This is a genomic window from Mesorhizobium sp. CA16, from assembly GCF_020165175.1.
Lineage (GTDB): Bacteria > Pseudomonadota > Alphaproteobacteria > Rhizobiales > Rhizobiaceae > Mesorhizobium.
On sequence record NZ_JAIUHP010000025.1, the window covers coordinates 49704 to 60648 of the forward strand.

The window sequence follows — 10945 nt, forward strand, 5'->3', positions numbered from 1 at the left end:
GGGATGCAATTGCGCAGCAAACGTCGTTTCGCACCTTCGGGAATTGCTTTAGCCAGCTTGCTTTAGGCGATAGAGCTCGATCGGGCTGCCTTTCTCGCCGATCGGCTCGAGCCAGTCCGGCACGGAGCCGCGCAGCAGGCCGGCAAGGAAACCCTGCGGCGCCTTCCGGGTCAGGATCAGGGTCTCGACATTGCCGGGGCAGATGGCGACGAGGCCGACGCGATGCGCCTCGACGATTGCCCGCGCGTCATCGGCCGAGCCGAGAAAGGCGTCCAGCGCCAGGAGATTGCCGGCGACGTTGCGGTGATAGGGGCCGGCGAAAACGCGATGGCCGCTATAAGCGAGGACCGGCGCTCCGAGATTGGAGATCGTCAGCACGGTGGTATCGGCCATGCCGCCGAGCGGCGCAAAACTGGCCTTCTTCTGGCAAGTCTTGTCCATGGCGCCGCCGTCGGCAATGGGTTTGCCCTTCTCGAACGCCACCGAGGCGGCCGCGGCGACGCCCGTCCAGACCGGGTTGATCGAGACCAGCCAGACGGCCGCAAGGCGCAGCGCCACGCCGAGCGAGGAGCTGGCTTCGGCCCGCGCCCGCCATTTTGCGATCCAGGCCGACAACGGAACGACGGCAAAGGCGATCGAGAAGGTGGTGCCGCGCACCTGCCACGCGCCGACCGCGAAGGCGACGACGAGCAGTGCCGCAACGAGGCTGTCCTGCCGCCGCCAGCCGCCGCGGCGCAAGGGCCGTGCCATCAGGACGATCGCGACCAGCGGCGTCGCGTAACGCGCCGCCACGCGAGCCGGATCGCGGACAAGCAGCGCAAACAGCGACTGGGCCTCGTCGATATGGTCGAGCCACAGTTCCTTGAGGCGCGGATCGAGGGAGGCATAAGGCGCGGAGAGGCATTGCGGGAACAGCACCGCCACGACCACGCCGAGCACGACCCCCAGAAGCGCAAGCGACCCCAGCCTGCGCGGCCAGCTGCCGGCGGCGGGCTCGACGGAGGCGATAGCGGCAAGCCCCGCGCCGGCAATGGCCGCGATGACAAACTGCGCGACCGAGAAGGCGTCGCACTGCGCCACGCCCCATGCGGAAGGCGGAACGGTGACGGCGAAGACAAGCGCCGCGACACCGGCAAAGCCAAGGCCGAAATTCCGGGCGATCGCCCGTTCGCCGCCTGGATCGGCGACGAACAGCAGCGCCACGCACACGCCGATGGTGGCGACATAGGGCACGGTTTCCATGCCGACGGCGAGCGTCAGCGCGGCGCAGAGGCCGGACAACAACGCGGCCCAGCGTCGGGAGGGCGCCTCGAGCAGCAAAGCGAGGCTCGCCATGGTGAGCGTCAGCTGGGCGTTGTGGTGGTCGAGCGCGCCGGGGTCGTAGATGCCGATGAAATAATAGCCGGCGGCGCCGATCAGGATGGCGGGCAGCACCGCGCCGCCACCGCCGAAGCTGCGCGCCGCGCGGGCGGTGAAGAACAAGGTCGACCAGAAGAGCAGCGCCGGCCAGATCACCTGCGCCACGTCCTCGCCGAGCGGCCTGCTGCCGGTGAGCGCCGAGGCCGCAAATGCGATGGCGGCGATCGGCGCGTCGACCAGCCGCGACCAGTGCATGACGAAGCCGTCTTCCAGCCCCATCCGGTATTGGTGCAGGTCGAACCAGCCCTGGCCGGCGAGCAGGTCGCGGACCTCGACGAGGCGCAGCAGATTGTCGTTGTCGCCGCCGGCGTCGGTCAGTTGGCCAAGCCCGGCCCATGCATCGATGGCGAATGCGAGCAGGGCCGCAAGCAGCGCCAGCGCCAGATCGGATTTCCAGGCGGCGGCGCCGGTCTCGGCTGTGCCCATTGCGGTGGCCTTTGAAGGGAGAGGATCGGTTTTTAAACCTAGCCTTAACGGCTTCAATAAATAGTAAAACGGCTCGACAGGGCCGGCATGAGCACGGCCGGAGGCTGGATCGGGCGTCCGGAGACAGACATGCCGCATGCAGTCCGCCACGAGCCGGTCATCGCCGTGCTCCTGCCTTGCTACAACGAGGAGCTGACGATCGGCGACGTCGTGCGGCGCTTCCGCGAGACGCTGCCTTCGGCCGCGATCTATGTCTACGACAACAATTCCAAGGACCTTACCGCGCTGAAAGCCCGCGCCGCCGGCGCCGTCGTCGTGCGCGAGCCGCGCCAGGGCAAGGGCAATGTGGTGCGGCGCATGTTCGCCGACATCGACGCGGATATCTATGTGATGGCCGACGGCGACGGCACCTATGCGCCGGAGGATGCGCCGCAGCTGATCAACGTCCTGCAGACCGAACGCTCCGACATGGTGGTGGGCACCAGGCGCGGCGTGAGCGACGATGCCGGCCGCAACGGCCACGCTTTCGGCAACCGCATCTTCAACCGCCTCTACAAAGGTCTGTTCGGGACCGACTTCACCGATATCTTCTCCGGCTACCGGGTCTTTTCGCGCCGCTTCGTCAAAAGCTTTCCGGCCGTTTCCGGCGGCTTCGAGATCGAGACCGAGATGTCGGTGCATGCCTCGCAGCTCAAGCTGCCGGTGAGCGAGATGGCGCTCGATTACGGCCGCCGCCCGGAAGGCTCGTCGTCGAAGCTGTCGACCTTCCGCGACGGCGCCAGGATACTGTGGATGTTCGCCATGCTGGTGAAGGAGACGCAGCCGTTGCGCTTCTTCGGCACGTTCGCGCTGTTCTTCCTGGCGGCCAGCATCGGCCTGATGATCCCGGTGCTGGTCGAGTTCGCGCAGACGGGGCTGGTGCCGCGCATGCCGACCTGGGTGCTGTCGATCGGCATGCTGCTGTTGGCCATGCTGTCGATGATGACCGGGCTGATCCTCGATTCCGTCTCGCGCGGCCGGGCCGAGCAGAAGCGTATCTTCTATCTGTCGATTTCCTCCGGCCGCGCCGAGCGCGGGATATCCGGGCAGGCCTCGCCCAAGGGCGAACCGGGCAAGGCCTCGCGGGCGGCATAGTGGATCGCCTCGTCCGCTTCGCCCTTGCCGGCGGCATCGGCTTCGTCGCCGACGCCGCGGCGCTCTGGCTGCTGCTTGCCGCCACGCCGCTCGGCCCGATGGCGGCGCGCCTGCTGTCGATCGGCTTCGCGCTCTGCGTCACCTGGCAGATCAACCGCCATCTGACCTTCGCGCCGTCGAGCCGGGGCATCGCGCAGGAAGGCGTGCGTTATGGCAGCGTCGGCATCGCCACCAGCATCGTCAATTACCTGGTCTACTGCGCTCTGCTCTTCGCGCTGCCTGCCCTGCCGCCGCTGGCGGCACTGGCCTTTGCCTCGATCGTCGCGATGGCGCTGTCCTTCCTCGGCTACTCCAGGCTGGTCTTCGACCGCTGAGCCTCTGCACCAAGCGAGCACGATTGGCAGGCGCCGCCGATTTCCTTATATCGGGCGTCTGAGTTCCCCGGAGACCGCAAATGCCGTTGAAGATCGCCGTCCAGATGGACCATGTCTCCACCGTGTCGATCGCCGGCGACACGACCTTCGCGCTGTCACTGGAGGCGCAGCGGCGCGGCCACAAGCTTTTCCACTACACGCCCGACCGGCTGTCGATGGTGGGCGGCAAGGTGTTCGCGCGCATCGAGGAGATGCAGGTGCGCGACGAGAAGGGCAACCATTACGCGCTGGGCGAGAAGGTGCGCACCGACCTCTCCGAGATGGACGTCGTGCTGCTCAGGCAAGACCCGCCCTTCGACATGAATTACATCACCACCACGCACATATTGGAGCGCATCCATCCGAAGACGCTGGTGGTCAACGACCCGGCCTGGGTGCGCAACAGCCCGGAAAAGATCTTCGTCACCGAATTCCCGGACCTGATGCCGGAGACGCTGATCACCAAGGACCCCCAGGAAGTGGCGGCCTTCCGCAAGGAGTTCGGCGACATCATCGTCAAGCCGCTCTACGGCAATGGCGGCGCCGGCATCTTTCATCTGCACGAGGCCGACCGCAACCTCGCCTCGCTGCTCGAAATGTTCGGCCAGCTGTTCCGCGAGCCCTATATCGTGCAGCGCTATCTCAAGGACGTGCGCAAGGGCGACAAGCGCATCATCCTGATCGACGGCGAGCCGGTCGGCGCCATCAACCGCGTGCCGGCCGAGCACGATTCCCGCTCCAACATGCATGTCGGCGGCCGCGCCGAGAAGACCGAGCTGACGGAGCGCGAGCGCGAGATCTGCGCCCGCATCGGACCGGCGCTCAGGGAGCGCGGCTTCATCCTCGTCGGCATCGACGTGATCGGCGACTACATGACCGAGATCAACGTCACCTCGCCGACCGGCGTGCGCGAAGTGCAGCGCTTTGGCGGCGCCGACATCGCCAGCCTGTTCTGGGATTGCGTTGAGGGGAAGCGGCTGAAGTCGGCCGCGTAATTGCCGCATGTTGACTCTGCAGCACGGATATCGGCCTCCTACCGCATCCGAGATTGTCGGAGCAATGTTGCGTCATCGCCGCTATCTCCGGAAAGGGTGGTACTCTTCCGCGAAGTCGCAACCTGCTCTTCAGGCAAGTTTGCTGTCGGACGATCCGTTCATATCCTATTCGGGAATGTCCGGTACGCCCCTTGGATTGGCAAGTCACATGCCTCTCCTTCCACGCAGTCACCGTGCCTGGTTTCTCATCTCGCCAACCTGGTCCATCGAAAACAATTCCAGCGTCAAAATGATCCGGACCTATGCCGTCCTGCATAGACTTGGGAACCCCCGTCACTCGCTAATCTTCCTATCCAACACACAAGCCGAGGCTGATCTCTTGAATCAGTCCGGTGAGGCCGCCGTCCTGCACAACAAGACTTCAACAACATCCGAATACATATTCAGGCCCCTCGAGGACATCCCTGTAGAATTTGATGCAATATACAATGCGCAACTGGCTTCGTGGAAACGCCACGACTTGTCCCTTGGCATCGAGCGTTGTGCATTTGTCTTTTATCGTGATTCAGTGGGGTCATCCACGACGGAGTCGGAAAGGGCGCGGGTAAATCGGCACAGGGAGCTCGCGCCGGGTCACGTGTTTATCAATGAGTTTGACAGCACCGGCAAACCTGTTCGATTGGCGCCGGCTCATGTGAACATGCATCTAAATCGTGCAGCCGTGGGAATTTGTCTCTCTGCAATAGAGGGACCAATGTTCGCCAGCACAGAGTATCTTCTCGCGGGGCTACCTGTTGTCACGACCCCGAACCATGGTGGTCGAGACCTTTATCTCGATGACGAATATTCGCTTACAGTTCCACCCGACCCTCGATCCATCGCGGAGGCTGTCTTAGCGCTGAAGGAGCGACGAATCCCCCGGGCTTATATTCGTTCGCAAACTTTGAAACGAGTTGAGCGAGACCGCCGGCGGTTCATAGACCTTGTAAATGAGATTTTTCTGGAAAGCGGCTCTTTGCGCCGGTTCGCCATGCCTTGGCCTTTCCGATATCCTGTCATGGAGTGGCTTCCACCCCACATCGCAATCGATCGATCGCTTTCAGGCACGGTCGATGCCTTACATCACCGCCTAGACGGCAACAGCCCGGATTGCCGGAGGGACTGCTCGCCTTGTTCAACAGGTCGAGAGCACGGGGGATAGCGGCTGCTTGGGCGCGCCTCGGCCTTTTAGTCCAGAAGGAGCTTTGGCCGAAATCCATCATCTTCGCGGATAGATGTTCCTGTAATGTTCTTGCGCGTTTCGAAAATCTATGGTTGTCTGGACTTTACGCGCTCGCGGCCCGATGGTGGATACGGGCGCGTTGAGGCCGGGGGTTTTGGATAAATGGTAGCGCGGGTTCGCACGGTCGCTTTCCAGGGCATCGAGGCTTTGCCGGTCGATGTCCAGGTGATGGTCGGGCCAGGCAAGGTCGGCATGCAGATCGTCGGCCTGCCGGACAAGGCGGTGGCCGAAAGCCGCGAGCGCGTGCAGGCGGCGCTGCATGCGTCGGGCCTGTCGATGCCGTCGAAGAAGGTGACGGTGAATCTCGCGCCGGCCGATCTTCCCAAGGAAGGCAGCCATTACGACCTGCCGATCGCGCTCGGCCTGATGGCGGCGCTCGGCGCCATCCCCGGCGATATGCTGGCCGGCTATGTGGTGCTTGGCGAATTGTCGCTCGACGGCACCATCGCCGGCGTTGCCGGCGCGCTGCCGGCGGCGATCGGCGCCAATGCGGAGAGCAAGGGCCTGATCTGTCCCTTCGCCTGCGGCCCCGAGGCGGCCTGGGCAGGCAAGGATTTCGACATCCTTGCGCCGCGCAGCCTGATTGCCGTCGCCAACCATTTTCGCGGCACGCAGGTGCTGTCGCGGCCCGAGGCCGGCATCCAGCTTGCTGCGCGCGACCTGCCGGATCTCGCCGACATCAAGGGCCAGGAGAGCGCCAAGAGGGCGGTCGAAGTGGCTGCCGCCGGCGGCCACAACCTTCTCATGGTCGGGCCGCCCGGCTCGGGCAAGTCGATGCTGGCGCAGCGCCTGCCCTCGATCCTGCCGCCGCTGGCGCCGAAGGAGCTGCTCGAAGTGTCGATGATCGCTTCCGTCGCCGGCGAGCTCGGCGAAGGCAAGCTGACCGACCGGCGGCCGTTCCGCGCCCCGCATCATTCGGCCTCGATGGCGGCGATGGTGGGCGGCGGGCTGCGCGCGCGTCCGGGTGAGGTCTCGCTCGCCCATCACGGCGTGCTGTTCCTCGACGAGTTGCCGGAATTCACGCCGCAGACATTGGATGCGCTGCGCCAGCCGCTGGAAACAGGCGACTGCATGATCGCGCGCGCCAACCACCGCGTCACTTATCCGGCGCGCATCCAGCTGGTGGCGGCGATGAATCCGTGCCGCTGCGGCATGTCGGGCGAGCCCGGCTATCGCTGCCTGCGCGGCGACCGCTGCCGCACCGAATACCAGGCGCGCATTTCCGGCCCGCTGCTCGACCGCATCGACCTCAGGATCGAGGTGCCGGCGGTCTCGGCGAGCGACCTCATCCGGCCGGACAAGGCCGAGACGAGCGCTTCGGTGGCGCAGCGCGTGGCACGTGCGCGTGCCATGCAGCGCGAAAGGCTGGAAAGACTGGGCGCGGGCGCCACCACCAACGCGCACTGCCCGCCCTCGATCATCGAGGAGATCGCCAAGCCCGATAGCGCCGGGCTGACGCTGCTCAAGGACGCCAGCGAAAAGCTCGGCTTTTCGGCGCGGGCCTATCACCGCGTGCTGAAAGTGGCGCGCACGCTGGCCGACCTCGACGCCAGCGAGACCGTCGGCCGCATCCATCTGGCCGAGGCGATCTCTTATCGCATGAGCGCGCAGCGCATGGCGCAGGCGGCGTGAAGCGGGCGTATCGGGCTTTCATCCCTCTTCAATCTTGCGCCGGGATCAGCTTCTGCAGCGTCGGTGCCAGGATCATGGCGAAGCTCGATCCATCGCCATAGGCCCGCGCGGAAATCATCGCCCCGTGCACGGTCGCCATGAAGGCTTCCGCCTCCACGCGCGGCGCGGCGGCGATCGTCAATGTGCCTTGCGCGGCGCCGCGCTCGATAACGCCGGTCAGCCACCCCGAGAGAAACCGGAAATAGGCCCGGACCTCCGCGGCCACCTCGGGCGGAAGGGCCGGAAGCTCGCTGGCAAGCAGCGCGCAGACGCAGATCGGCCTGCTCGCATCCTCGATGCACTGCGCCCAGAAGTCGGCATAGGTGCGCAGCAACTGAGGCGGCGCAGGCACACTGCGCTCTAGCTCCGTCATGCCCGTCACGGCATCCTCGAGGTAGCGCCTGACCAGGCTTTGCACCAGGTCGACCTTGCTCGGGAAATGATGATGGATGCTGGCTTTGCGGATACCGACCACGTCGGCGATATCGGCGTAGCTGAACCCGTTATAGCCGCCGGCGACGATGAAGCGTCGCGCGGCGGCCAGTATGTCATCGGCGGTGTTCGACGGCTTGTCCATGGACATGCCTAACCTCCGGCGGAGGAAATCTCAACGCACGGCCTGCGGCGACTTGCGAAGGATATCGCTGACCGACAGCCACACGGCGGACACGAGGAAGTAGAAGGCACCGAAAGCTGCATAGGGCGCGACATTGGCGATGCCGATGGCCTCGGCGCCGTCCGCCATCTTGACAAAAAAGAGGCCGGCCAGCGCTGATTGCGCGCCACTCAGGATCATCGCCCATTGGGCGCCGTTACTCTTCCAGCGACGCGCCGCGGTGAGAAGCTGAAACGCGCCGGAGACGACCGCCCAGACCCCATAGACCGCGAGCACCGCGTTCATGCTGCGGCCAAGCGCGATAGCGACCGCGATTGCGGTGACGATGCTGACGGCGAAATTGAGGAGCTGCGACTTGTTGCGGCCCAAGCCGCCACTGCGCTGCGCGTCGACATAGTTCGCGAGCGCGTCCCAGGCGGGGTAGGCCACCAGCATTACGGCGGCGAGCGGCGGAACCGACTTCGCGACGGTGACGGCTATCGCGACCCAGGCCGCCGACACGGCAAACCGCAGAAAATAGTAGCTTTTGAGCCAGCCGTTTGAGGACTGGGCATGGTTCATTCGTGCAGGCATGACGGTTCCTTTCATTCAATTGCCTACCAACTAGTAGGTAGATTGAAAATCGTCAATGCCTTGTGGACCGGTCGCCGATCACCTCGATATCTCGTTTACGTGATCGGCGCCCGCTTGCGCCGCGCTACTGCTCGCGCGCCTTCAGCTCCAGTCGCCGCTTATGCAGCACCGGCTCGGTATAGCCGTTCGGCTGCACCGTACCCTTGAACACCAGGTCGCAGGCTGCCTGGAAGGCGATGGAATTGTCGAAATCCGGCGCCATCGGCCGGTAGAGCGGGTCGCCGACATTCTGGCGGTCGACGATGGCCGCCATGCGTTGCAGCGAGTCTCTCACCTGGATTTCCGAGCACACCTTGTGGCGCAGCCAATTGGCGATGTGCTGCGAGGAGATGCGCAGGGTGGCGCGGTCCTCCATCAGGCCGACATCGTTGATATCGGGCACTTTCGAGCAGCCGACGCCTTGGTCGATCCAGCGCACGACATAGCCCAAAATGCCTTGCGCGTTGTTGTCGAGCTCGCGCTGGATCTCGTCCGGCGTCCAGTTCGGCCGCCTTGCTACCGGCACAGACAGGATGTCGTCGAGCTTCGCCTTCGGCCGGCTCTTCAGCGCCGCCTGCACGGCGTGCACGTCGACCTTGTGGTAGTGCGTGGCGTGCAGCGTCGCCGCTGTCGGCGACGGCACCCAGGCGGTGTTGGCGCCGGCCTTGGGATGGGCGATCTTCTCAACCAGCATCGCCGCCATCAGATCCGGCATCGCCCACATGCCTTTGCCGATCTGGGCGTGGCCGGCGAGCCCGCATTCCAGGCCGGTGTCGACATTCCAGGCCTCATAGGCGGAAATCCAGGCAGCCTGCTTCATGTCGCCCTTGCGGATCATCGGGCCGGCTTCCATCGAGGTGTGGATCTCGTCGCCGGTGCGGTCGAGGAAGCCGGTGTTGATGAACACCACGCGCTCTCTTGCGGCGCGGATCGCTTCCTTGAGGTTGACGGTGGTGCGCCGCTCCTCGTCCATGATGCCCATCTTGATGGTGTTCCTGGCCATACCGAGCAGCGCTTCGACGTGGTCGAAAATCTCGACGGCGAAGGCGACCTCTTCCGGCCCGTGCATCTTCGGCTTCACCACATACATCGAGCCGGCGCGGGAATTCATCCGGCGGCCGTTCGGGCCGACATCGTGCAGCGCGATCAGCGCGGTGAGCGCCGCATCCATGATGCCTTCCGGCACCTCGTTGCCGTCGCGGTCGATGATCGCCGGGTTGGTCATCAGGTGGCCGACATTGCGCACCAGCATCAGCGAGCGGCCGGGCAGCGTAAGCGTGCCGCCGCCGCGCGAGGTGTAGGTGCGGTCCGGGTTGAGCTTGCGGACGAAGGTCTTGCCGCCCTTGGCGATCTCTTCCGTGAGATCGCCCTTCATCAGGCCGAGCCAGTTGCGGTAGACGACGACCTTATCCTCGGCATCGACGGCGGCGACCGAATCCTCGCAGTCCTGGATGGTGGTCAACGCGGCTTCGAGGAGGACGTCGGCGATGCCGGCCGGATCGGTCCTGCCGATCTGGTTGGCGCGATCGATCACGATCTCGATATGCAAACCGTTCTTGACCAGGAGCACGGCTTCCGGTGTGGCGGCATCGCCGCGATAGCCGACGAACTGCCTTGGATCGGCAAGCGTCGTAGCGCCGGCGCCCTCGCCTGCTTTCAGCGCGCCATTCGCCACCGACAGCCCATTGACGCCCGCCCATTTGCCTGTGGTCAGCGGTACCGACTGGTCGAGAAAATCTTTCGCCCAGGCGATCACCTTGGCGCCGCGCGCCGGGTTGAATCCCTTGCCCTTCTCGGCGCCGCCGGTCTCGGGAACGGCGTCGGTGCCGTAGAGCGCGTCATAGAGCGAGCCCCAGCGCGCATTGGCGGCGTTGAGCGCATAGCGCGCATTCATCACCGGCACGACGAGCTGCGGCCCGGCAACGACGGCGATCTCGGGGTCGACATGCTCGGTCGAGACGCTGAAGGCCGGCCCTTCCGGCACCAAATAGCCGATCTCCTTGAGGAAAGTCTTGTAAGCCTCCATGTCGATCGGCGCGCCGTTTTCGCGATACCAGAAGTCGAGCTTCTCCTGCATGGCGTCGCGTTTGGCGAGCAGCGCGCGGTTCTTCGGCGCGAGGTCGTGGACGATGGCCGAAAAGCCGGTCCAGAATTCTTCCGGGTCGATGCCGGTGCCGACTGCCGCCTCCTCGGCGACGAAGTCGTGGAGCTCCCGGGCAATCCGCAACCCGGCGATCTCGATGCGGTCGGTCATCTGCTCGTCTCCAGATAGGTGGCTTGCCGGGCGTTTGGCATGTTTGGGGTTGCGGGGTCAATTCAGCTTAGAGTGTAGAGGGGCGCGGCCTTTTCCTTCTCCCCTTGTGGGAGAAGGTGGATC

General features: G+C 64.9%; 9 protein-coding genes. 5 read left to right on the top strand and 4 right to left on the bottom strand.

Annotated elements, in window-relative coordinates; genetic code table 11:
* Positions 1–48: 48 nt before the first annotated feature.
* Positions 49–1845, bottom strand: a complete 1797-nt coding sequence (locus LB525_RS25990; RefSeq protein ID WP_224548890.1) for a GtrA family protein — start codon at positions 1843–1845, stop codon at positions 49–51.
* A gap of 129 nt (positions 1846–1974) precedes the next feature.
* Here LB525_RS25990 and LB525_RS25995 point away from each other — a divergent pair, with 129 nt between their 5' ends.
* The 5 genes from LB525_RS25995 (at position 1975) to LB525_RS26010 (ending at position 7301) form a co-directional block, all read left to right on the top strand.
* Positions 1975–2979, top strand: coding sequence for a glycosyltransferase (locus tag LB525_RS25995; RefSeq protein ID WP_224548892.1), 1005 nt, complete (start codon positions 1975–1977; stop codon positions 2977–2979).
* Positions 2979–3353 (top strand): GtrA family protein, encoded by a 375-nt coding sequence (locus LB525_RS26000; RefSeq protein WP_140845295.1) that lies wholly within the window; start codon positions 2979–2981, stop codon positions 3351–3353. The genes LB525_RS25995 and LB525_RS26000 overlap by 1 nt, the downstream gene beginning before the upstream one ends.
* 80 nt (positions 3354–3433) lie before the next feature.
* Positions 3434–4387, top strand: a complete 954-nt coding sequence (gene gshB / locus LB525_RS26005; RefSeq protein ID WP_095769440.1) for a glutathione synthase — start codon at positions 3434–3436, stop codon at positions 4385–4387.
* 700 nt (positions 4388–5087) lie between these two features.
* Positions 5088–5588: a glycosyltransferase gene (locus tag LB525_RS28750; RefSeq protein ID WP_411971050.1), complete on the top strand. Its 501-nt coding sequence runs from the start codon at positions 5088–5090 to the stop codon at positions 5586–5588.
* 183 nt (positions 5589–5771) lie between these two features.
* Positions 5772–7301: a YifB family Mg chelatase-like AAA ATPase gene (locus tag LB525_RS26010; protein WP_224548894.1), complete on the top strand. Its 1530-nt coding sequence runs from the start codon at positions 5772–5774 to the stop codon at positions 7299–7301.
* A gap of 28 nt (positions 7302–7329) precedes the next feature.
* Here the strand turns inward: LB525_RS26010 and LB525_RS26015 are convergent, their stop codons facing one another.
* The 3 genes from LB525_RS26015 to LB525_RS26025 form a co-directional block, all read right to left on the bottom strand.
* The gene (locus LB525_RS26015; protein ID WP_224548900.1) at positions 7330–7917 is read right to left on the bottom strand and encodes a TetR/AcrR family transcriptional regulator; all 588 of its coding nucleotides are present in this window, start codon (positions 7915–7917) and stop codon (positions 7330–7332) included.
* 30 nt (positions 7918–7947) lie between these two features.
* Positions 7948–8529: a DUF308 domain-containing protein gene (locus tag LB525_RS26020; protein WP_224548902.1), complete on the bottom strand. Its 582-nt coding sequence runs from the start codon at positions 8527–8529 to the stop codon at positions 7948–7950.
* Positions 8530–8653: 124 nt separating this feature from the next.
* Positions 8654–10822, bottom strand: coding sequence for a malate synthase G (locus LB525_RS26025; protein ID WP_224548896.1), 2169 nt, complete (start codon positions 10820–10822; stop codon positions 8654–8656).
* Between the last annotated feature and the right edge of the window lie 123 nt (positions 10823–10945).